Source organism: Kitasatospora nipponensis (genome assembly GCF_039528135.1).
GTDB classification, from domain to species: domain Bacteria; phylum Actinomycetota; class Actinomycetes; order Streptomycetales; family Streptomycetaceae; genus Kitasatospora; species Kitasatospora nipponensis.
Map to the genome: position 1 here is coordinate 1 of NZ_BAAALF010000036.1, position 21,294 is coordinate 21,294.

Here is a 21,294-nt window from a genome sequence, read left to right on the forward strand (position 1 = left end):
CGTCAGAGCTGGTGCCGCCACGAGGTGATGAACACCACCAGCACGACCAGCAGCACGACCGCGCACGCGACCGCCAGGCACGCCCGCTCGCGGTCGCTCCACCGGCATCGCACCTCACGGTGCCCGCCCGGTGCGATGCCGCCGTGCCAGCGCTCGTAGTGCCGCAACTGCGCCAGGCGGCCCTCGGACTCGCCGGCCCACGGCGTCTTGAACCCGCATTCCCCGCACCAGTACCGGTACTTCACGTCGACCCCTCTGCCTGTCCACTCTGTTCCGGACAGCGCACATGGTCGTTTTCCAGGCCGGTATGACACCAGGTCAGAGCACCGGTCATGAATGGCCGGTCGGCGCGATAGTCTTCGCACCAAAAACTTACCGGTGCGTAGGGGGCCGTCGTGACAGAGCTGGGCGCCGCCCTGCGGGGCCTGCGGACAGCGGCGAAGCTGACGCAGGAACAACTGGCGGAACGCTCGGGGGTGAGCGTGCGCACCATCCGCCGACTGGAGAACGGCACGCTGCCCGACACCCGGTTGGCGACGATCAACCAGCTCGCCGCCGCGCTCCAGGTGTCACCGAAGACCCTGAGCCCCGCCGCCGCCCTGCCCGCCGCCGCCGCGGAAGGCGAAGCCGTCGCACCCACGGCCGCGCCGCTCGCGGCCAGGTCCCCGTTCCAGGTCCACGGGGTGCTGGAGGAGGCGGCCGGCGAGCTGGCGCGCGAGATCAGGCGTCGCTGGCGGCGTGAGGAGGACCAGCGCCAGGTCCGGGACCCGTTCCAGCTCCCGGTGCGATGGCGTCCGGCGCCCGCGGACCTGGTCGACCGGTGGGACAACATCCAGCGGCTGGGGCCGGGCGCGTTCGCGGAGCCGCTGGACCTGTCCGGCGATCTGCCGGACGTCGCGCAGCTGCACCACCGCATCCCGTCCGGTCGCCTGGTGGTCCTCGGCCGGGCGGGAGCCGGCAAGTCGATGCTGGCGGTCCGCCTCGTGCTGGACCTCCTCGAAGGCGGCTGCTCGCAGATACCGGTCATCTTCAGCCTGGGCGCCTGGGACCCGACCGCGCTCTCCCTGCCGGACTGGCTCGTCGGCCAACTGCTGCGCGACCACCCACACCTGGCGGGCCGCACCCCGGGGGGCGCCCGCTCCCTGGCCGAGGCGTTGATCCACAGCGACGCGGTGCTGCCCGTCCTCGACGGCTTCGACGAGATCGCCGAGGGCCTGCGCGCGGCGGCCCTGGAGGAACTGAACACCACCTCCTCGGCCCTCGTGCTGACCAGCCGACGCGGCGAGTTCGCTGATGCGGTCCGCGCCACCGGGGCCCCACTGGCGTGGGCCGCAGGCATCGAGCTCGGCGACATCACCCCCGACGACCTGGCGCGCTACCTGCCCAGAACAGCCCGCGGCGGCAACGGCCAGGGCTGGGACCCCGTCCTCGCGGCCGCCCGGGACCCGGACCGTCCCGGGGGCGCCCGCATCGCGGAGGCGCTCAGCACCCCGCTGATGGTCGCCCTGGCCCGCGTGCTCTACGCCGACCCGACCGGCCGCGATCCGGGCGAGCTCCTGGACACCGCGAGGTTCCCCGACACGCGCTCCCTGGAGGAGCACCTCCTGGCCGGCTTCGTCCCCACCCTCTACCGCACCCGCGCACCCGAGCGGACCACCCCCGGCCCCGGCCGGGCGCGGCGGGCCTGGACCCCCGAGCAGGCCGGGCGGTGGCTCGGCTACCTCGCCCACGGCCTGGCCACCCCCGAAGCGGACCGGCACGATCTCGCCTGGTGGCAGATCGGCGACAACCTGCGCCGCACCTCCCGCACGCTCGCGGTCGGGCTGACCACGGCCGCCTGCATCGCGGCGGCCACCTGGCTGATCGCCGGGATCATGCCGCTCCCCCCGATGGAGGTCCTCCTCCTCGGCCTGCTGCTCGGCCCCGCGGCCGGCCTGGCCTTCGGCCTGGCCCACGCCCTCACGATCAGGCCCGGCGGCCGGACCGGCATCGAGCCCTCCCGCACGCGCCTGCGCCTGCGCCGGCGCCAGTCCGTGGTCCGCGGACCACGCCGGGCGTTCGCCGCCCACCTGGGGGCAGTGCTGATCGGCGGGTTCGTGATGGGGGTCGGCACGGCCGTGTCCATGACCCTGGAGAAGAGCCTGGTCTACCGCTTCCCGCTCACCGCTCCCAACGTGGCCGAGTTCACGCTCGTCAACCTGATCGTCTTCGGACTGGTCTTCGCGACATCGGCGACCCTCGTCTTCGGTCTCCTGGCCGCCCTCGAAGCGCCGCTGGACACCAGCTCCGCGGCGACGCCCTCCGCCCTGCTCGCCGCCAACCGCGCCGAAGTGGGCCGGCAACTCCTGCTCCTGGTACCGCTGCTGACGATCACCATCGCCGCAGTGGGCCAGGCGCTCGTCAGCGCGGTGCAGGGCGCCCTCGGCCCGCTGAACTGGGGGACGGGCGGGTTCGAAGTCGGGGCCGTCGGCGGCGTGGGCGGCGCCGTCGCCTACGTGTTCGCGTTCACCGCCTGGGGCCAGTGGCTGGTCCTGGTCCGCTTCTGGCTTCCGCTGACAGGTCGGCTGCCCTGGAACACCACCGCGTTCCTGGACGATGCCTACCACCGTGGTGCCCTCCGCCGCTGCGGCGCGGTCTACCAGTTCCGCCACGTGCGCCTCCAGCACCACCTCGCCCGCGCCCACCGCCGACGCGACGACCGCTTCACCGAGGCGGATCTCTCGGGGACGGCGTAGGACCCGACGGGACCGGACAGCCGGCAGCACGACGCCCGTGTGGACGGGCAGAAAGATGATCAGGAGGACGACGCCGGACTCCCCCGACCCGGTCGAGGACCCTCTCGGCTGGGACCCGCGGCGCGACCGGTCGGTGCCGGCCCCTGCCGGCCGGCCTTCCTGGAGACCCCGGTACGGGTGGCGGATGGGCGCGCCGGCGCCCGGCACGAACGGCCCGCGCCCGTGCCGGGAGGCTGACCGGGCCCTGTCGGCCGGGTGCTACCGGGCCCGCAGCCCGTTCAGCAGTTGGCGGACGTGCGCGGGGGCCGCGGCTGGCTCCAAGGGCTGGTGCTCGACCAGCAGCCGGTACCAGAAGAGGCCGAAGAACTGGTCGGTGGCGGCCTCCAGGTCGATGGCGGGCGCCAGTTCGCCTCGTTGGACACCGCGCGCGAGGGCCGTGAGCACGACGGTGCGCCGACTCTGCACCCAGGCGCGGAACTGCTCGGCGAATTCGGGGTCGAGCTGGGCCTCGGCCATCAGGCCGCGCAGGGTCCGCACCCGGGTCGGGTGGGCGGTGACCCGGTACATCGCGGTGGCGAAGACGGTCAGGTCGTCGGCGACCGAGCCGGTGTCGGGTTCGGGCATGCGCTGCGCGACGGCGCTCCGGTAGGCGTCCATGACCAGCGGCGCCTTCGACCGCCACCAGCGGTAGATGGTGCTCTTGGCGACACCGGACCGGGCGGCGACCCGCTCGACGGTGACGCCCTGGTAGCCGAGGTCCTCGATCAGCTCGATCGCGGCGGCCAGCACCGCGCTGCGCGCGTCCTCGCTGCGGATCCGGCCGCCGGTGCGACGGCCCGGCGGGGGTCCGGTGGGGGTCGGAGCTGCGGGAGTCGGTTCTGTGGGGGGAGTTTCCGGGTGGGGCACGTGCGTCACCGTAGCAGCGTGCTAGGGTCAATCGAAACGCGACGGATCGTTTTGATTTAGGGGAGTGGATCGATCATGAGCGAGATCGTGCTGGCGCACGGCTACGGTGCGAGCGACGACAGTGTCTGGTTCCCGTACCTGACCGAGCAGTTGGCGGTCGTCGGCCACCGGGTCACGGTGCCCCGGCTACCGGGGACCGAGGCTCCGCAGCTGGAGCCGTGGCGCAAGGCGTACGGCGAGGCCGCGCTGGCGGCGGGTCCGGCCGCAGGGACCGTACTGGTGGGACACAGCATCGGCGGGGTGAACGTGCTGCGCTTCCTGGAGCAGCACGATCCCGAGTCGTACGGGGTGTTCGCGGGCGTCGTGCTGGTGGCGGCCTCCGCCCACGAGGTCGGCTACGAGGCGCTGGCATCGTTCTTCGAGACCGAGTTCGACTGGGCGCGGATCCGCCGTTCGGCCCGCGCCTTCCGGATCCTGCAGGCGATGGACGACCCGGTGAACCAGCCCGACCCGACCGAGCACGTGCGTCTGTTCGTCCAGGGGCTGGGCGCGACCGCGGTGGTCACCCCGGCCGGCGGCCACTTCGGGGCCACTCCGGACGACCACGTCGAGGTCCCCGAGGTCGTCCGGCTGGTCACCGAACTGCTCGCGGCCTGACGCCGCGTCGGGTGCACAGCGCTACGCGGCGCTGCCAGGCGCCGCACGACATCGCGTGGGGGGCGGAAAAGCGAACGGACCGTCACCGAGTCATCGGTGACGGCCCGTTCCCGGCCGGGTGATCATGCGCTCAGGCTGGTCAGCGCGCGCCGCGCCTGCCGGCCGGTGCGCTCGGCCCGGTCCCTGAGGCGCAGGGCGCGGGCGACGCGGTGCTGCTCGGCGTCGCGCAGTCGCGCGTCGATCATGGCTCGTGCGGTGTCGAGCTGGTACGTCATGGCGGTCTCCCCCTGGAGGTGTGCGGCCGACCCGTCGACATCACCTCGATGTCGGTCTTCTGGGCCGTCCTGTGCTTACGATCCTACACCATCTTGGGCTGAGTGCCTTGCATTTCTGGCTAGTACTCACGATTTTGCCTTTCTATCAAAGGGGCTTCACCTCTGCCGACTTGGATATGAGCGACAAGTCGCCTGAATAGCCCAAATGACTCAAACGGTGTGGGTCGTCACCAAGGGGACAGTGGCGGCCGGTGCCGGCAGGCTGAAACCGCGAAACCGGGGCGGCCCTGACGGGGCGTCGGCTCGCTTGGCCGCGACGGTCCGCTGCACCCTGCCGCAGCGTGGGTGCTTCACGCGGTGACGTGCCTGCTCAGGCGGACGGTCGGACGGTCGGCCAGGGCCTGCTCGACGCGGGCGGCAAGCTCGTCGGCCGAAGGCATGCCCGGCGGAGCGGTCCAGTGCCCGGAGGCCGGCGGCGGGACGTGTGGTGGCAGCTCCTCACGGCGGGCCGCACAGCACAGCAGGTGGCGGACGTGGTCGAGGTGGCTCTCGACTTCGGCCGGGAGCCTGCTCGTGTCCTGCGTGCGACCCCAGGCCAGCAGAAGCCGGTGCAACGCCCGGCAGCGGGCCGTGAGTCCCTCGTCGCCCAAGACGCTGACCAGGGAACTGTCGAAGAACAACTGTCGGGAGCCAGGCGGGTCGGCGGGTGCCCGTGCCAGCGCGCACGCCAGACCGTAGCGGGCGCCCGAATTGATCACGTCGCGTACCAGAGGGCCGAAATCGAAGATCTCCGGCGAACCGTCGTCACCCGCTTCGGGGAGCGCGACGCGCTCGCCGGGCATGCCGACTCGTGCCAGCTGTTCCAACAGAACCGCGACCGCATAGCGGGCGACCGTGCCGTCGGCGATCTGCGCCGCGACCATCCTCACCTCGTCGGGGTCGTACGCCGTCGGGCCTGAGCCACGGAGGATCCCCGCGGACCGGGCATAGCCGACTCGCAGACGTTCCAGGAGTATGCGGGCGTCATCGGGTGGAACGCCCCACGCCTCGGCAACCTGTTCGGTACACCACCAGGACTTGTACTCCGCTTGCATGAGGGGGAAGTTGCGACGGTGCTGGGTCTCCCTCCGGGCGATGACACCGAGCGGCAGCAGCTCGTCCAACTCCTCGCCCGCCGCCTTGAGGGTGGTCCTCAGGAGGTACGGGGACTGCACCAGGCCTCGCGCGGTGCCGAGTTGGACCTCCACGCCGATGGAGACCTCGGGCTGCGGAGAGCCCTCCTCGTACAGCCCGTCGATGTGATCGATGACGCTGGCCGTCAGCAGGTCCTCGACGGGTATGCGGCTGCTTCCGACCATCCGGACGACCTTCAGCTCGGTGGGCCAGTCCACCGGGGGGAACTCGACCCACCGGACATCGTTGCGACGCCCCCAGACGACGACCAGGCCGACCGTGAGGCCGAGGGCGAAGAGTACGCAGACGTCGATCAACGCGCCGATCGTGAAAGCCTTCAGGCCGATGAGTCCCAGCATCCCCACCGGCGCGAGTGTCAGCACTCCGAGGACGAGAACGAGCGTCAGTCCTGTTTGCATGCGCTCCCAGAAGTAGGCCAGAGGGCCCTCTGGCACGAAGACCATGCGCGCCGATGGAGCTTCTCGTGCCGAGTCCGTCCCCATGAGGACCACCGTAGGGTGGCGGGCGACACCTGCCTACCCTGCGGATGACTCCCGGGGAACGGTCTACCTCGTGGCGGCCACACCGCCGGCCGCCGGGGCGCCCTCGCGGTGCCGCTGCGGGCTGACTCCCCGCACGCGCTTGAACGCCGTACTGAAAGCGAACGGGGTGCTGTACCCGACCTTGCGGGCCACCGCCGCGACGGTGGCGTCCGGTTCGCGCAGAAGGTCGGCCGCCAGGGCCAGCCGCCAGCCGGTCAGGTAGGACATGGGCGGCTCGCCGACGACTTCGGTGAAGCGGCGGCCGAGCGCCGCGCGGGAGACCCCGCTCTGCGCGGCGAGCGAGGCCACCGTCCAGGGGTGGGCCGGGTTGTCGTGCAGGAGGTTCAGGGCCGGCCCGACGACCGGGTCGCTCCGGGCGGCGTACCAGCCGGGCGCGCCGGCCTCCGGCCGGGAGAGCCAGGCCCGCAGCACCGCGATGAGCAGCAGGTCCAGGAGGCGGTCCAGGACGATGTCCTGGCCCGGCAGGTCGCGGACGACCTCCTCGGACAGCAGTGCGGGCAGTGAGCTGTGCCAGGCCTCCCCCGGCAGGTGCAGGACGTGCGGCAGGGCGGTCAGCAGGCGGCGGCTGACCTCGCCGCCCATCTGGTAGGTGCCGCTGATGAGTACGGCGGAGCCCTGGGGGTCGTCGCCCCAGGTGCGCACGCCGAGGTCCATCTCGTCGCAGAGTTCACCGTCCGGGCCGGTGGAGACCTGGCCGGGCCGGATGACGATGCGGGGTGCGGTGGCGGGGTCGTCGGCGACGGTGTACGGCTCCGGGCCGCGGACCACCGCGATGTCGCCGGGCCGCATGCGCACGGCCGGTTCGGCGTCGGGCACCACCCAGGCCCCGCCGCTGACCAGGTACATCAGGGTCAAGGGCGCACGGTCGGCGATCCGCAGCGACCAGGGCGGGCTGAGGATCGAGCGCAGCAGGAAGGCGCCGCGGGCGCGAGGGCCGTCCAACAGGGTCGCCAGTGGATCCATGCGCTCAGCCTAGGTCTGGACGATCGCGTATGGCGATGAGCTTTTCGCCGATGGCCCGGCACCGGACCGTGCGGCTGTACTGACAGGCATGACACCGGATCCCCGAACCACCACCTTCCCCTACCCGCACACGCGCCATCAGAGGACGGCCCAACCGCGAAACGCCCGGGGAGCATCCATGAACAGCGACATCCGCGGCATCGTCCTGCTCGCCGCGACGGTCCTCACCGGCTTGACGGCCGGGATCTACTTCGCGTTCTGCGTCGCGGTGATGCCAGGGCTCGGGCAGTCGGACGACCACACGTTCGTCGAGGCGATGCAGCGCATCAACGTGGCGATCCAGAACGGCTGGTTCGGCCTGGCCTTCGGCGGCGCCCTGGTCCTCGGCCTGGTCGCCGCGTTCCAGCACCGGCACGGTGAGGGCCGCCCCGCCCTCGGGTGGATCACCGCCGGAGTCGTGCTCTACGTGATCTCTCTGCTGATCACGATGGGTCTCAGCGTGCCGCTCAACCATCAGTTGGCGGCAGCCGGCTCCCCGGGCACGATCCACGACCTCGCCGCCGTTCGCGCGCGGTTCGAGGCGACCTGGGTGCGCTGGAACGTCGCCCGCACCCTGGTGACCACCGCGTCGCTGGTCTGCCTCGCCTGGGCGATGCGGGCCGCCCGCAGTGCGGGCCGGGCGTAGGCGGGGGCGGACCCCGGGACGGCGGTCGTGACGGCGCGAGCGCGCGATCGGGCGACTGTCGCCCAGGCCGCCCCGGCGATCGCCGGTTCCACCGCGGCCGTTGCCCTCACCGCCACCCCGGGCCCGTACGGCGCCCTCGTCGTGACCCACCGCCGGCAGACCGGGCCACACCCGTACCGGACTCCGCCTCGCAAGCCCGTTCGAGCTCCGCGCCGCGGAAATGGCCGTCCGCACCGTCGTCGGCGTGATCGCTCATCCGGATCACCCGCACCGCCGAGATATTGTCATGGGACAGAATTCGACTGGCGCGAGCATGTCGATTTCCACCGGAAAGGCGATCGCCGATAGCCGCTCGCCGACAATTGACGCCTCGGCAATATGGTGATTCGCCGGACAGCCGCTCGCCCGGCCTGTTTGACTGGCGTGCGGCCGGAGCGGCATCAGGTGCACTCATGGGGGCGCGCCGCCGCGCGACACGACAGAAGGCAGGGCGATCATCGTGGCAGTCAAGCGACGGGTCGGAATCGTGCTCGCCATATCGACACTGATGGCCGGGTGGGGCCCGCTGGGGGCGGCGGAGGCGGCGGCGCCGCCGGGCGCACCGTACCGGCAGTGCCCGGCGGTCGGCGCCGCGCCGAGCTGTCAGATCCTGCTCGTGGTCAACCCCGACGGGACGGTCGGCGTGCAGGCCGACGGAGCCGTCGGACCGTACGACGGCAGCGACGACACGCTGGTCGGCATCGTCAACAACTCGCGCAAACCCGTCACCGCGGTCACCGTGACGGGCCCCGGCTCCGGTCTGTCCGGGTTCGACGGGGATGGCATCTGCAGTGGTGCCTACGGCAGTTGGGCGGGATCCGCGGGCTGCCCGTACGGCCCGACGGGCTACGAGGGGCCGGGTACCTCGTTCGTGACGAGCCCGGCGCTGCCGGACTCCGCGGAGGTGGACTTCGCCCACGGGCTCGCGCCCGGGGCGTCGGCGTACTTCGCCCTGGAGGGGGCGCTGGCCTCGGCCAAGCTCACCGCTCGCAAGGGGCCGCTGATGTTCACCGTGGCGGGCGCGCTCCCGGTGAGGACGGCCGAGCAGGGCAACCAGAGTCAGTTCACCCACGACCAGAGCCCGCGCGGTGCCGTCTGCGACCCGTACTTCCTCCGGCGGGCGCAGCAGAACGGGCGCGCGACGGCGACGTCGTTCGCGAACCGGGGGATGCCGGCCTCCGCCGCACTGCTGAACCATTTCCTGGACGGGACGGGGACTCCGATCGACTTTCCGAACGGATCGCCGGTCGCCAATGACCTGCTGTCGAACGGCGATTTCAAGAGCCTCGACAAATCCGTCCAGGCCGAGGTCAAGAAGCAGCTCGACAACGGAAAGAACACGGTCCAGCTCGACCGGGACACGCTGACCCGGGTCGCGTTGTACTACCCGCTGGAGCTCCTCTTCGGATTCCGGGGAACCCAGGGGCTGACCGTGACCGGCAGCGGCAGTGTCGTGGACGGGAACTACGTCGGCTCGATCACCTACGTGGTCCAGGACAGTTACGGATTCCCGGAAGGTGACCACCTGCTCGGACTGGGTGACCAGATGAGGTACCTGCAGACGGTCTGCGGTGCTCCGCAGACCCCCGGCGGTGCCCACTGGTTCGCCGACTCCATCACGGTGAAGGTGCCCTTCTCACTGCCCGTCAAGGAGTGAGCCCCGGTCGGCCCGCCCTGCCCGGGCACCGCCCGGGCACGGGCTCCGACGTCGGCAACACGGCCGCGATCCTCGCCCAGGACGGCACGACCGCCGTCCACCTGACCTCCACCGATGGCTCTGTCCGGGGCAACAGCCGGCCGGTCGACGCCCTCCGCGGTCAGCAGGGCGTCCATCCGTCCCCGGTCAGGCCCCGGGGACGGCCGGTCAGGTTCCTGACGCCGCCAGGAACCTCAGCACCGCGAGGACGCGGCGGTGGTCCGCATCGGCGGTGGGGAGGTCGAGTTTGGCGAAGATGTTGTTGATGTGCTTGGCCACCGCGCTCTCGCTGATCGCCAGTGCCTGCGCGATGCCGGCGTTGGATCGGCCCTCGGCCATGACGCCGAGGACGTCGCGTTCGCGCGGGGTGAGCCGCTCCAGTGGGTCCAGGTCGCGGCGCAGCAGGAGTTGGGAGACGACCTGCGGATCCAGTGCCGTGCCGCCTTCGGCCACCCGCCGCACCGCCGCCACGAACTCCGCCACGTCGGCGACGCGTTGCTTGAGCAGGTAGCCGACGCCGCCGGTGTTGCTGGAGAGCAGCTCGGCCGCGTACCGCTCCTCCACGTACTGCGACAGCAGCACCACCGCTGTCCCCGGCCAGCGCCGACGGATCTCCACCGCGGCGCGCACCCCCTCGTCGGTGAAGCCCGGCGGCATCCGGACGTCGACCAGCGCGAGTTCGGGCCGGTGCTCCGCCACCGCCGCCAACAGTGCCGCGCCGTCCCCGACTTCGGTGGCGACCTGGAACCCGCCCATCTCCAGCACCTTGACCAGGCCGACCCGCAACAGCAGCGAGTCCTCGGCGATCACCGCTCGCACGGCAACTCCGCCGTCACCGTGGTCGGTCCGCCGACGGGACTGCTGACCTGCAGGGTGCCGTCGATGGAGCCGACCCGCTTGGCCAGCCCGCTCAGTCCCGTGCCGGCGCGGGCGTCGGCCCCGCCCAGCCCGTCGTCGGTGATGTTCACCCGCAGCACCTTACCGACCCGCCGGACGGTCACTTCGGCACGCGTCGCGCGGGCGTGCTTGGTCACGTTGGTCAGCGCCTCCGAGACCACGAAGTACGCGACCGACTCCACGGCGGGCGCCGCCCGCTCCGTCAGATCGACCCGCAGGCGCACCGGCAGGGGCGCCCGGGCGGCCAGTCCGGACAACGCCGCGTCCAGGCCCCGGTCTTCGAGCACGGCCGGATGCAAGCCCCGTACCAGGTCGTTGAGTTCCTCGATCGCCCGCTTGGCCTCCAGATGTGCGCCGGCGAGCGCCTCGCGGGCTCCGGCCGGCAGGTCGGGCTGGGTGGCCATCGCCAGGCCCAGGTTGACCGCGAGCGAGACCAACCGCTGCTGGGTGCCGTCGTGCAGATCGCGCTCGATGCGGCGACGCTCGGCGTCGACGGCTTCGATCAGGCCGGTGCGGCTCTGGTCCAACTCATCTACCCGCTCACGCAGTTGCTGGGACGGGCTGGGCCCGAGCAGCGCCATCGCCGCACGCGACTCGCCGCGGGCCGCCGCCCCCGCCGCCCACGGTACGGCGCAGAGCAGGACGAGTCCGCCCAGCGTGTAGCACGGCAGTTGCGTCGTGTCGCCGAACCACTCCTCGCGCACCTTCACCGGCAGCTCCCACGCCCAGGCGGAGCAGGTGGCGCCCGCCAGGCCCACGGGCAGCGCCGTGAGCACCAGCAGCTCCGACACCGCCAGGACCGGGCCCAGCAGGAGGTGGTAGCCGAGCTGCGCCCAGCTGCGCGGCGCGCGGAGCCAACGGGCGGCCGCCGCCCACGGCCACCGCCGCTGCGGCGCGCGCGTGGGCCGGGGGAGGAACACGCCGAGCAACGCCCGGTGCCGGGCCCGCTGAACGGCCGTCAGCACCGGCACACCGAACAGGATCACGGCGACCGAGGTGGGCAGCGCGAACGGCCCGTTCCTGGTCTCGGCAGTCATCGCCACGCCCCAGCTCCACACCGGTATCAGCGCCAGGTGCGGCAGGACACCGGCGGCCAGGAAGCCGGCGTCCCGCCGTGCCCGAAGGACCGGGCGCCGCAGCCCGGGAGGAATCATCACGGCTCGAACCTAGAGCACCACGACCAGTGCGTGCCATGCGCCCAGGACCCGGTCCGATGGTGAAACCAGTACCACCGCGGAGTTGACCTACCGTCACCTCAGGGCCTGGGCAGGGGCTACCGCTCGTCCGGGCCGCCGAGCACCGGCTTCACGTCCAGGATCGGGGTGCCGTCCAGCGCCTCCAGGTCGCTGACCTTGAGCCGCGTCCCCTCCACCGCGAGCAGGGTGACCCGGTGCAGGCCGATCGGGTTGGGGCGGTCGGGGGAGCGGGTGGCGAACACCCCGGTCTCGGGCCGCCCGGCCGCGCCGCGCGGGTGCACCGCGAGCACCGTGCGGTCGGCGCGGTCCAGCCAGGTCAGCAGTAACAGCTGCTGACCGACCACCAGCTCGCGCAGCCCGCGCTCCACCGCGGGGTCGAAGGCCAGCCACGCGTCCGGCCCCCCTTCGTCGCCCTGCCGGGGCGCGGCACCGCGCTCCCGCAGCACCGACTCGACCCGCCCGATCGCCCGCGCCCGGTACGTCCCGTCCATGCCCGCCACCTTCCCAGCATCAGTCCGTCCAGTATCTCCACCGACCCCGGGCCGCCCCTGCGGGGGCCGGCGTTCCGGCCGCGGGTGGCCGCCGCCGACGGCGTGGCGCAGGAGTACCTGCGGGCCGGGCCGATGACCGTGGCGCCGACCTTCGACGGCGGCCCGAGCCCGCACGCGATGACCCCGCAGGAGGCCGGACGGGTGAACGCCCCGGGCTTCGCGGACGTCGAGTCGGCCCGCCTTTCAGGAGGCAGGCGGGAGGCGCGGAGCCGATGGCGCGACGGAAGGCCGGGCCGGCACCGATGAGGACCAGGCGGTCGCCGCAGAGGTCGGCCCAGAAGCCGCCACATGTCTCGACAGCGAGAAACGGGTCACCGGGGATCGCCTTGGACGAATGCGTGCAGGTGCAGGTCGTGCCAGCCGTCAGCATGCAGCACCGCGCTGCGCATGGTGCCCTCGAGCAGGTAGCCGGCCTTCTCGGCCACCCGACAGGACGCCGGATTCGCCACCGAGTGGCACAGCGACATCCGGTGCAGACCGAGCTCCTCGAGTCCCCACTCGCTCAGCCTCCTGACGGCCTCGACCACGACGCCCGCTCCCCGCGCGGACGGAAGCAGCCAGTAGAGGAGTTCTGCGTTGCCCTCCACGAGGCTGATCTGGCGCCACCCGATCAGCCCGACCGCTTCGCCGCCCTCCGGGCGCGCGATGGCCCAGATCGCGCCCGACTCGTCCTGCCATCGCTCGCGCATGCGCGCGATCCGCCGGTGCGCGTCGTCCGGACCGTCCACGGCCAGCATGTTCCACTGTCGGATCGACGGATCCTGGCCGGCGGCCACCAGAACCCCGGCATCGGCCGGAGCCCAGGGCCGCAGCACCAGACCGCTGCGCAGGCCGAGCACCGGTTGCTCCTGCTCGGACAGCCGACCACGGGGAACAACGGGAGGCGGAGGCGGAGGCGGTGTGGAGATCATTGCGGCATCGTGCCACAGCCCTCGAGTCGCGAGCAGGGCATTTCCGCGCCTCCCGAAGGGCAACCTCCGGGCCGCACCGGCTGCTTGACGCCCTCTGGGAGAGGACCGGGCCCCGGGGGTCGCGGGGTCACGCGAACAGGGTCGCTGACGGGTCCGGCGTGCTGCCACCGCTGCGCCGGCGGGGCCGGGCATGATCCAACTCGCGGTCCGAGGAGGGAAATTCATGGCAAAGTCAGGAGCCGTCTCTTGTCTGAACATGCTCAACGGCTGAAGTATGGCCACCCCGACCCAGCACCCCTGTTCCCCGAACGAGGAGACGACCTGTGCGTGTGAAACGCTTGACCTCGGCCTTGGCCACCCTGGGACTCCTGGCCGGTCTGACCGCCCTGACCGGGCTCGCGGCCGGCCCGGCGACCGCCCGGCCCGCCGTGGCCGTGGCAGCCACCACAGCGTCCGTGCCGCAACCCGACCACGTCGTGGTGGTCATCTTCGAGAACACCGCCGAGGGCTCCATCATCGGCAACTCGAATGCGCCGTACTTCAACCAACTCGCCAGCTCCGGGGCGCTCTTCACCAACGCCTTCGCGATCGAGCACCCCAGTGAGCCGAACTACCTCGACCTGTTCTCCGGCTCCAACCAGGGCGTGACGGACGACTCCTGTCCGCACACCTTCAGCACGGCGAACGAGGGCGCCCAGCTGATCGCCAAGGGCCTCACCTTCACCGGGTACTCGGAGAACCTCCCGTCCGCCGGCTCCACGGTCTGCACCGCCGGCACCAGCGGTTACGCCCGCAAGCACAACCCGTGGGTGAACTTCAGCAATGTGCCGGCCGCCGACAACCAGCCCTTCTCGGCGTTCCCCACCGACTTCACCAAGCTCCCCACGGTCTCCTGGGTCGTGCCGAACCTCTGCAACGACATGCACGACTGCTCCACCGCCACCGGTGACACCTGGCTCAAGGCGCACCTCGACAGTTACGTCCAGTGGGCCAAGGCGCACAACAGCGTCCTGATCACCACCTTCGACGAGGACGACAGCGCGGGGAACAACCAGATCGCCACCATCTTCGACGGCCAGCCCGTGAAGACCGGCACCTACTCCGAGCACGTCGACCACTTCGGCGTGCTGCGGACCATCGAGGACATGTACGGCCTGCCGTACGCCGGTGCAGCGGCCAGCGCCACCTCGATCACCGACGCCTGGAACACCGGCACCACCGGCAGTGTCACGGTCACCAACCCGGGCAGCCAGACCGGCACGGTCGGCACCGCCGCCTCGCTGCAGGTCAACGCGACGGACACCGCCACCGGCACCCTGAGCTACTCGGCGACGGGCCTTCCGGCCGGTCTGTCGATCAACTCCGCCACCGGTCTGGTCTCCGGCACCCCGACCACCGCGGGCACCTCCTCGGTCACGGTGACCGCCACCGACAGCACCGGCGTCTTCGGCAGCGCCTCCTTCGGCTGGACCGTCAACCCGGTCGCGTCGAACGTCGTCACGGTGACGAACCCGGGCAGCCAGACCGGCACGGTGGGCACCGCCTCCTCGCTGCAGGTCAACGCGACGGACTCGGCCTCGGGTCAGACGCTGACCTACGCGGCGAGCGGTCTTCCGGCGGGTCTGTCGGTCAACTCGGCGACCGGCCTGATCTCCGGAACGCCCACGACGGCCGGAACCTTCTCGGTCACGGTGACCGCCACCGACAGCACCGGCGCCTTCGGCAGCGCGTCCTTCGGCTGGACGGTCAACCCGGCGAGCACCGGCTGCACGGCGGCCCAACTGCTCGGCAACCCCGGCTTCGAGACCGGCAGCGCCTCCCCGTGGACCGCGAGCAGCGGCGTGATCGACAACTCCGGCAGCGAGCCGGCCCACGCGGGCAGCTGGAAGGCCTGGCTGGACGGCTACGGCAGCGCCCACACCGACACCCTCGCCCAGACGGTGACCATCCCGGCGGGCTGCGCCAACGCCGCCTTCACGTACTGGCTGCACATCGACACCGCCGAGACCGGTACCACCGCCTACGACACCCTGAAGCTCCAGGCGATCAACGGCGGCACCACCACCACGCTGTCGACCTACTCCAACGTGAACGCCGGCGCCGGCTACACCCAGCGTTCGGTCAACCTGGCCCAGTTCGTGGGCAAGACCATCACGCTGAAGTTCACCGGCGCCGAGGACTCCTCCAGCCAGACCAGCTTCGTCATCGACGACACCGCGCTCAACGTCTCCTGACCCTGCGGGTACGCCCGCTGCCCGGCCGCGAGAGCACGTCTCGTGGCCGGGCCGCGCACGCACGCGTTGCCATCGAGCGTCCGGGCGCGACGTCCCGGCCCCGGGCCGATCCGCTGTCGCGACCTCCGCACCCACCTGCGACGAGGGCCCGACGAGTGCTCTACGCTCTCCGCATTTGCGTGATCGTCGCACCACGGGGAGAGCATTCGTCATGACGCCGCTTCAGACTGCCGAAATCACCGGGATCGTCACCGAGACGGCCCGCCTGACCCGCGAGCAGTACGTCTTTCCCGAGGTCGGCGAGGCGCTCGCCACCCTGCTGGCCGACCGTCTGGCCGAGGGGCGCTACCAGCAGGCCGCCGATCCCGAGGCCCTGGGCCGCCTGGTCACCGAGGACCTCCAGTCGGTCAACCAGGATCGCCACCTGCGGTTGAAGTTCCACCGGGTCGCCGTGCCGGACACCGAGGACGGCGCGGTGCTGGCCGAGCTGGACCGGGAGGCCGACCTCTCCCTGGGCGGCGTTCCGCTGGTCGAACGGCTCGGCGGCGGGGTGGCCCGGCTCAAGCTCGCACCGATCATCTTCCCGTTGGCCATGGGCGCGGAGCCGACGACCGCCGGCTTCAACCTCGTCGCCCGGGCCGAGGCACTGATCCTCGACCTGCGGGAGTGCGTGGGGGGCCACCCGGAGGCGGTTGCGCACATCAGCGCCTACCTGCTGGACGAGCCCACCCACCTGACCACCCTCTACGACCGTCAGGACGGCGAGTACCGCCAGCTGTGGAGCCCCGCGCACGTGCCCGGTCCGCGTTTCGGCGGTGCCAAGCCGCTCTACGTGTTGACCAGCAAGGCCACCTTCTCCGGCGCCGAGGCGATGGCCTACGACCTGCAGCAGCAGGGCCGCGCGGTGGTGGTCGGCGAGCGCAGCGGCGGCGGCGCCAATCCGCGCCAGGGCTTCACCGTGCACCCGCACCTGGAGGCCACCATCCCGGTCTCCCGGTCGATCAACCCGGTCTCCGGCACCAACTGGGAGGGCACCGGCATCACCCCCGACATCGAGACCGACCCCGCCGAGGCTCTCGCGGTGGCCCACCGGGAAGCCCTGGCCGAGGTCGCGCGCCGCGGTGGTGACACCCACTCCGCCGCCGAAGCCCGCCGCCTGCTCGCCGGCGGAACCGAGGCCGGCCACGACGGCGAGCCCATCTGAGAGCCGCCGTCGCGCGCGACCGGCCGCGGTGGACAAGGCGGCGATCGACCTCCGCGCCCGGACGGTCGCGGCGGGACGGCGCACCGGGGACACCTTCGAACGTGAGGTGCCGAGTCGGGGCCAGGCGACGGCGGGGACGTCGCCGGCCTCACCCCGGCCGGGCTCGGAAGGTTCCGGCGCCCACCCGCTAGCCAGCCCGGTCAGTGCGGGAAAGGTCACTGAACACTACTTCCTGGTCGTGGTGGGCTACGAGTTCCACGGTTCCCGCGGCAGATCCACCGGACTCTTGCAGGGACTCCTTCTCGTCCACCTGCCCGACCTGCACGCCGTTGACGAGGAAGGTGAACAGGTAACCGGTCACACGGAGCGTCAGCCTGTTGCGAGCGCCCACGCCCGCGTGGATTGCGGAATTGTGCACGGGATCGGAACCAACCGGATCCGCGAAGGACGCATCCCACCACGTGCCGTCTCTGGTGATATTGAAGGACACATTCACGCCGTTGCGGAGAATGGTCAGTCCGAACCCTTCCTCGGCGGTGTCCGGAGGTTGCGCATGGACCAGGCGCGCGGTGACGGATATCTCGCCGTCCCCGACGGTGATGGCATCGTTCTTGCAGTCGGCCCACGAGTACACCGGATCCGGGCCGACATGGTAGCCGTCACTGCCGAAACGGCACGCGTTCGACTCGACCCAGCCAGCGCGGTGCTCTGCACGGGTAAGGTGATCGGTCAGTGGTCCGGTCGTCGGGGGAGGCGTCGGGGATGACTGCTGCTTCGCCTCTTCCGCGCTGATGGTCAGTTTGTGGATCGTTCCGCCCGACGCGTCGATGAACAGATCGTGCGAGTTGATCCTGATAGTGGTTCTGCCGTCGATTTCGGCAATCATTTCCTGATCGCTTTTGATGCGGTATACGTCGTCAACAAGACTGCCTTGAACCTTGTGGCGAAGTATGACGAAAGTGCTGCCGTTCGGTGGATGCAGAGCCCGCGAGGCATCTCCCTCGACACTGAAGAACCCCACCGGTGTGACGACCTCGGCACTGGCCTGAACCGATATTGATCCGTCGGTATCGATGGAGAACGTGATCGGAAGGAACGGTGGCTTCCAGTTGGCCGCAGCCCTGCCATGTGTCCCGCAGCCGACAAGTGTGACTGTTGCCAGCAACCACGCGGTCGCAACGAATCCCACCGGGGAGCGTCCACGGCCATTCATCGATACCCCTACCTGATCGATCGGGCTCGCGACGAGTGCTCTGCCCACAGTCTGCACCCCAGGTCGGCGTCTGACTTGCGGTGGTGGTCCCTGGGGGTGCAGCGGGGGAGGCCGACGGTCGGGTCGTCGGCGTGTACGAACCAGTGCGCCATGGACTGTCGGCGCCGGTGCGCACGTGATCACGCAGGCACGGCCCGGGCCGGACGGGGTCGAAGGGTCTCCAGCCCACCGAAGAGGGCCGGCCAGGCCCTGGTCGGCGGTGCGGACGGGCTGGGAGTCGGTCAGCCCGGCGCCCGATTGCGTGCCGCGGCCGCCGGCGACATCTTCCGCCAGCGGGCCTGGTGGAAGATCGGTTCGATGGCGACGACGCAGAACGCGTGCATGGGGTCGTTCGAGCCCCCGGGGTCGAAGAAGCCCACCATGTCGCCGAGGAAGCTCTCGCCGTGCTGATGGACGTGGGGGTCCTGGGCGACGCGGTCGCCGGCGGCGGTGAGCCAGTCGCCGATCCAGAAGAGAAGTTCGGCACGGGCGGTGATGACGATCGTCGCGGCGTACTCGGCGAAGCGTGCGGGGTGGCGATCGGCTCGGCGGCGGACGTCGTCGGGACGGTCGGGAGTTCGTGCCGCTGGGGCGGTCACCCTCAACGGCACCGAGGCGCGGCGCATCCTGTGCCGCAGATCCGGCCAGTCGGAAGGCCGTAGTCCCGTGTCCTCACGGGCCAGGAGCAGGGGCATCGGACGGGTGTCGCCGCTGGCGGCGGCCATCGGATGGGCACCCGACGGGACCGGGACGTAGATCGCGCTGTGCGGGCTCGCCGCGGCGACGCGGAAGAGAGCGCCGAGTCGAAGAAGATCGGCGCGGCTGGCCTTCAGATACCCGACTTGGTGGGTGGGCGGGTGGACGAACGTACTGCGGAGCATGGGACCGGCGCTCAGGACCCGGCCAAGCCCGGATCCTGCAGCGGCAACCCGGTGGCTCGTCACCCGCAACCGCATCCGCCCGTCGTCAACCCCCATGCGCCCAGTACAACACGCGCGCCCGTGGCCGCAGGCTCCCCTCGACGCGCTGCGTGAGCCGGGGCCGATCCCGTCGCCGCCGCCGTGGGCGCCTGCTTCCAGCCGCCGTCGCCCCCCGCCTCGCAGCGGGCCGGCCGAAACCCCGCGAAGCCGGACATTCCGGGTTCCGCTCAGACGAGATTGGCTTCCGGGCGGGCCTCCTGAAGGGCGAAACGCTCGGCCCGCAGCGGGGACACGTCGACGAAGGGCTCGCGGCCGAGGTACAGGTCACGGATCACCTCGCCCACCGCGGGCGCCTGGAGGAAGCCGTGCCCGGAGAACCCGGTGGCGTACAGGAAGCGCGTGGGTCCGCAGGCCTCGCCGATCAGCGCGTTGTGGTCGGGGGTGGTCTCGTACAGTCCGGCCCAGCCGCCGGTGACGGGCGCCTCCAGCAGGGCGGGGGCACGCCGGCTGATCGCGGCGTGCAGCCGGGGCAGCCAAGCGTCCGAGACGGTCGTGCGGAAGCCCGGCGTCTCCTCGGGGTCGGACATGCCCAGTAGGACGCCGGGGCCCTCCCCGTGGAAGTAGAAGCTGCTGTCGAAGTCGATCGTCATGGGCACGTCGGACGACATCCCCGGCACCGCCCCGGTGACGGCGATCTGACGGCGCAGCGGCTGCACGGGCAGTTCCACGCCCGCCATGGCGCCGACCTCGGCCGACCAGGCACCGGCCGTGCAGATGACGTCGGACGTGGCGATCCTGCCCCGGGAGGTGAGGACCGCGGTGATGTCCGAGCCCTTCGTCTCGATGCCGGTGACCGCGCAGCGCCGGACGATCACCGCACCGTGGCGGCGTGCGGCGTCGGCGTAGCCCTGCACCACCGCCTCGGGGGTGCAGTGCCCGTCGTCGGGGGAGAAGGCCGCGGCCAGCAGCCCCTCGGTGCTGATCAGGGGGGACAGCCGCTGCGCCTCGGCCGCGTCGAGCATGCGGCTGGGCACGCCCAGAGTGTTCTGCAACCGCACACCGGCCTCGAACGAGGCGACCTGCTCGGGTGTCGACAGGAGGAAGAGGTACCCCACCCGGCGCAGTCCGATGTCGTGCCCCGGTTCCTCGCCGAAGCGGCCGAAGGCCTCCAGGCTCCGGGCGCCGAGCTGGATGTTCAGGACGTCGGAGAACTGCGCCCGGACTCCGCCCGCGGCCTTGGACGTGGAGCCGCTGGCCAGTTGGTCCCGCTCGACGAGCACCACGTCGCGCACACCGGCACGGGCGAGGTGGTAGGCGATGCTGGTGCCCATCACGCCGCCTCCGATGATGACGACCGACGCCCGTCCCGGCAGGACCCCGGCCGGCCGGGCCGCGCGCCCGCTCATCGCGCGGCCGCCGGTCGTCCGTCCACGGCCGCCGCTCGCTCGTCCGCGGCCCTGGCCGCGTCGACGACGGCCCAGGCCGCCGCCGCGTCCTGGAGGCCGAGGCCCACGCTGAAGTACAGGACGATGTCCTGCTCGCCGGAGCGCGCCGTCCGTTGCCCGGTCAGTACCTGCCCGAGGGGCACGAGGTCACCGGGCACGAGGTCGCCGCCGCCGATCGCGGCCACCACGGGACCCGCGTGTGCGGCGGCGGTCTGCGGATCGTCCACGACGACTGCGGCGGCCCGTCGCAGGGCCTGCGCGTCCACCTCGTGCCGGTCGGGTTCGAACGAGCCGACGCCCACCACCGTGGCGCCCGGCGACAGCCACCGCCCGCGCAGGACCGGTTCACGGCTGAGGGTGCAGGTGGCGACCACGGGCACGCCGTTCACCGCCTCCTGCGCGCTGTCCACCGCGTCGGCCCGCACCCCGAGTTCGTCGGCGATGCGCTCGGCGGCCAGGACGCGGTGCTTCTCGGTGGGACTCCAGACGCGCACCGCACGCAGCGGCCGCACCCGTGCGACGGCACGGGCGTGGGCCAGCGCCTGGGTGCCCGAGCCGAGCAGCCCCAACTCGTCCGCGCCCGGAAGCGCGAGCGCGTCGACGGCCACCGCACTCGCCGCGGCGGTGCGCAGGGTCGTCAGCGCGGTGCCGTCCAGCACCGCGACCACGGCCCCGGTCACGGGGTCGAGAACGACGACGACCGCGTTCACGCTGGGCAGGCCGTGGGCGCGGTTGGCGGGGTGGACGCTGCCGAACTTGGCGACCGCGCCGGTGTCCGCGGACAGGCGGGACACGTAGCAGAACATCACGCTGTCGTCGAAGCGGCTCGGATGCATGACCTTCGGCGGCAGGTCGGCCGTGCCGTGGGCGAGGGCGGTGAACGCGCGGCGCTGGGAGGCGATGGCCTCGTCCATGCGCAGCAGCGTCGCGACCTCCTCGGCCGAACAGAAGAGCGGACGGGTGGGCATGGGGGTCTCCTGGTTCGGCTCGGG

At 71.8% G+C, this 21,294-nt stretch carries 20 protein-coding genes; 7 read left to right on the forward strand and 13 right to left on the reverse strand.

Annotation, left to right across the window (positions count from 1 at the left end):
• Positions 1-2: 2 nt before the first annotated feature.
• Positions 3-245, reverse strand: a complete 243-nt coding sequence (locus ABD323_RS13110) for a hypothetical protein (protein ID WP_344441611.1) — start codon at positions 243-245, stop codon at positions 3-5.
• Between the two features lie 150 nt (positions 246-395).
• Between ABD323_RS13110 and ABD323_RS13115 the strand changes: the two genes are divergently transcribed.
• Positions 396-2,735: a helix-turn-helix domain-containing protein gene (locus tag ABD323_RS13115; protein WP_344441612.1), complete on the forward strand. Its 2,340-nt coding sequence runs from the start codon at positions 396-398 to the stop codon at positions 2,733-2,735.
• 258 nt (positions 2,736-2,993) lie between these two features.
• Here ABD323_RS13115 and ABD323_RS13120 read toward each other — a convergent pair whose 3' ends face one another.
• Positions 2,994-3,641 (reverse strand): TetR/AcrR family transcriptional regulator, encoded by a 648-nt coding sequence (locus tag ABD323_RS13120; protein ID WP_344441613.1) that lies wholly within the window; start codon positions 3,639-3,641, stop codon positions 2,994-2,996.
• A 75-nt stretch (positions 3,642-3,716) separates the two neighbouring features.
• Between ABD323_RS13120 and ABD323_RS13125 the strand changes: the two genes are divergently transcribed.
• A complete protein-coding gene (locus ABD323_RS13125; protein ID WP_344441614.1) occupies positions 3,717-4,298 on the forward strand; it encodes an alpha/beta fold hydrolase in 582 nt (193 codons plus the stop codon).
• Positions 4,299-4,420: 122 nt separating this feature from the next.
• Here ABD323_RS13125 and ABD323_RS13130 read toward each other — a convergent pair whose 3' ends face one another.
• From ABD323_RS13130 to ABD323_RS13140, 3 genes are all read right to left on the reverse strand, one after another.
• Entirely contained in the window at positions 4,421-4,573 is a 153-nt protein-coding gene (locus ABD323_RS13130) for a hypothetical protein (protein WP_344441615.1), read from the reverse strand.
• A 350-nt stretch (positions 4,574-4,923) separates the two neighbouring features.
• Positions 4,924-6,210 carry a hypothetical protein gene (locus tag ABD323_RS13135; protein WP_344441616.1) on the reverse strand — a complete coding sequence of 429 codons (1,287 nt, stop codon included), beginning with the start codon at positions 6,208-6,210 and terminating at the stop codon, positions 4,924-4,926.
• A 102-nt stretch (positions 6,211-6,312) separates the two neighbouring features.
• Positions 6,313-7,272, reverse strand: coding sequence for an AraC family transcriptional regulator (locus ABD323_RS13140; RefSeq protein ID WP_344441617.1), 960 nt, complete (start codon positions 7,270-7,272; stop codon positions 6,313-6,315).
• 178 nt (positions 7,273-7,450) lie between these two features.
• On the opposite strand from ABD323_RS13140, the gene ABD323_RS13145 reads away from it, so the two are divergent.
• Both ABD323_RS13145 and ABD323_RS13150 read left to right on the forward strand, forming a co-directional pair.
• The gene (locus ABD323_RS13145; protein WP_344441618.1) at positions 7,451-7,957 is read left to right on the forward strand and encodes an anthrone oxygenase family protein; all 507 of its coding nucleotides are present in this window, start codon (positions 7,451-7,453) and stop codon (positions 7,955-7,957) included.
• A 499-nt stretch (positions 7,958-8,456) separates the two neighbouring features.
• A complete protein-coding gene (locus ABD323_RS13150) occupies positions 8,457-9,653 on the forward strand; it encodes a hypothetical protein (RefSeq protein WP_344441619.1) in 1,197 nt (398 codons plus the stop codon).
• A 207-nt stretch (positions 9,654-9,860) separates the two neighbouring features.
• Here ABD323_RS13150 and ABD323_RS13155 read toward each other — a convergent pair whose 3' ends face one another.
• The 3 genes from ABD323_RS13155 to tsaA form a co-directional block, all read right to left on the reverse strand.
• Positions 9,861-10,511, reverse strand: coding sequence for a response regulator (locus tag ABD323_RS13155; RefSeq protein ID WP_344441620.1), 651 nt, complete (start codon positions 10,509-10,511; stop codon positions 9,861-9,863).
• Positions 10,499-11,746, reverse strand: coding sequence for a sensor histidine kinase (locus ABD323_RS13160; protein WP_425555977.1), 1,248 nt, complete (start codon positions 11,744-11,746; stop codon positions 10,499-10,501). Before ABD323_RS13160 ends, ABD323_RS13155 begins: the two co-directional genes overlap by 13 nt.
• 116 nt (positions 11,747-11,862) lie before the next feature.
• Entirely contained in the window at positions 11,863-12,276 is a 414-nt protein-coding gene (gene tsaA, locus ABD323_RS13165) for a tRNA (N6-threonylcarbamoyladenosine(37)-N6)-methyltransferase TrmO (RefSeq protein ID WP_344441621.1), read from the reverse strand.
• A gap of 84 nt (positions 12,277-12,360) precedes the next feature.
• Here tsaA and ABD323_RS13170 point away from each other — a divergent pair, with 84 nt between their 5' ends.
• On the forward strand, positions 12,361-12,582 hold the full coding sequence (locus tag ABD323_RS13170) for a hypothetical protein (RefSeq protein ID WP_344441622.1): 222 nt from the start codon (positions 12,361-12,363) through the stop codon (positions 12,580-12,582).
• A 65-nt stretch (positions 12,583-12,647) separates the two neighbouring features.
• On the opposite strand, the gene ABD323_RS13175 is transcribed toward ABD323_RS13170, so the two are convergent.
• Positions 12,648-13,175 carry a GNAT family N-acetyltransferase gene (locus ABD323_RS13175; protein ID WP_344441623.1) on the reverse strand — a complete coding sequence of 176 codons (528 nt, stop codon included), beginning with the start codon at positions 13,173-13,175 and terminating at the stop codon, positions 12,648-12,650.
• Between the two features lie 401 nt (positions 13,176-13,576).
• On the opposite strand from ABD323_RS13175, the gene ABD323_RS13180 reads away from it, so the two are divergent.
• The gene (locus ABD323_RS13180) at positions 13,577-15,481 is read left to right on the forward strand and encodes a putative Ig domain-containing protein (RefSeq protein ID WP_344441624.1); all 1,905 of its coding nucleotides are present in this window, start codon (positions 13,577-13,579) and stop codon (positions 15,479-15,481) included.
• A 211-nt stretch (positions 15,482-15,692) separates the two neighbouring features.
• Positions 15,693-16,685 (forward strand): S41 family peptidase, encoded by a 993-nt coding sequence (locus ABD323_RS13185; protein ID WP_344441625.1) that lies wholly within the window; start codon positions 15,693-15,695, stop codon positions 16,683-16,685.
• 187 nt (positions 16,686-16,872) lie between these two features.
• Here ABD323_RS13185 and ABD323_RS13190 read toward each other — a convergent pair whose 3' ends face one another.
• The 4 genes from ABD323_RS13190 to ABD323_RS13205 form a co-directional block, all read right to left on the reverse strand.
• On the reverse strand, positions 16,873-17,946 hold the full coding sequence (locus ABD323_RS13190; protein ID WP_344441626.1) for a hypothetical protein: 1,074 nt from the start codon (positions 17,944-17,946) through the stop codon (positions 16,873-16,875).
• Positions 17,947-18,179: 233 nt separating this feature from the next.
• Positions 18,180-18,914 carry a hypothetical protein gene (locus ABD323_RS13195; protein ID WP_344441627.1) on the reverse strand — a complete coding sequence of 245 codons (735 nt, stop codon included), beginning with the start codon at positions 18,912-18,914 and terminating at the stop codon, positions 18,180-18,182.
• Between the two features lie 170 nt (positions 18,915-19,084).
• Complete coding sequence (locus tag ABD323_RS13200) at positions 19,085-20,263, reverse strand: NAD(P)/FAD-dependent oxidoreductase (RefSeq protein ID WP_344441628.1); 1,179 nt, start codon at positions 20,261-20,263, stop codon at positions 19,085-19,087.
• Positions 20,260-21,270 (reverse strand): ornithine cyclodeaminase family protein, encoded by a 1,011-nt coding sequence (locus ABD323_RS13205; RefSeq protein ID WP_344441629.1) that lies wholly within the window; start codon positions 21,268-21,270, stop codon positions 20,260-20,262. The genes ABD323_RS13200 and ABD323_RS13205 overlap by 4 nt, the downstream gene beginning before the upstream one ends.
• Positions 21,271-21,294 lie beyond the last annotated feature (24 nt).

Coding starts and splice junctions, on each gene's coding strand:
- ABD323_RS13125 (WP_344441614.1), top strand. CDS start 3,717: ATGAGCGAGATCGTGCTGGCGCACGGCTACGGTGCGAGCGACGACAGT.
- ABD323_RS13130 (WP_344441615.1), bottom strand. CDS start 4,573: ATGACGTACCAGCTCGACACCGCACGAGCCATGATCGACGCGCGACTG.
- ABD323_RS13135 (WP_344441616.1), bottom strand. CDS start 6,210: ATGGTCTTCGTGCCAGAGGGCCCTCTGGCCTACTTCTGGGAGCGCATG.
- ABD323_RS13140 (WP_344441617.1), bottom strand. CDS start 7,272: ATGGATCCACTGGCGACCCTGTTGGACGGCCCTCGCGCCCGCGGCGCC.
- ABD323_RS13145 (WP_344441618.1), top strand. CDS start 7,451: ATGAACAGCGACATCCGCGGCATCGTCCTGCTCGCCGCGACGGTCCTC.
- tsaA (WP_344441621.1), bottom strand. CDS start 12,276: ATGGACGGGACGTACCGGGCGCGGGCGATCGGGCGGGTCGAGTCGGTG.
- ABD323_RS13185 (WP_344441625.1), top strand. CDS start 15,693: ATGACGCCGCTTCAGACTGCCGAAATCACCGGGATCGTCACCGAGACG.
- ABD323_RS13195 (WP_344441627.1), bottom strand. CDS start 18,914: ATGGGGGTTGACGACGGGCGGATGCGGTTGCGGGTGACGAGCCACCGG.
- ABD323_RS13200 (WP_344441628.1), bottom strand. CDS start 20,263: ATGAGCGGGCGCGCGGCCCGGCCGGCCGGGGTCCTGCCGGGACGGGCG.
- ABD323_RS13205 (WP_344441629.1), bottom strand. CDS start 21,270: ATGCCCACCCGTCCGCTCTTCTGTTCGGCCGAGGAGGTCGCGACGCTG.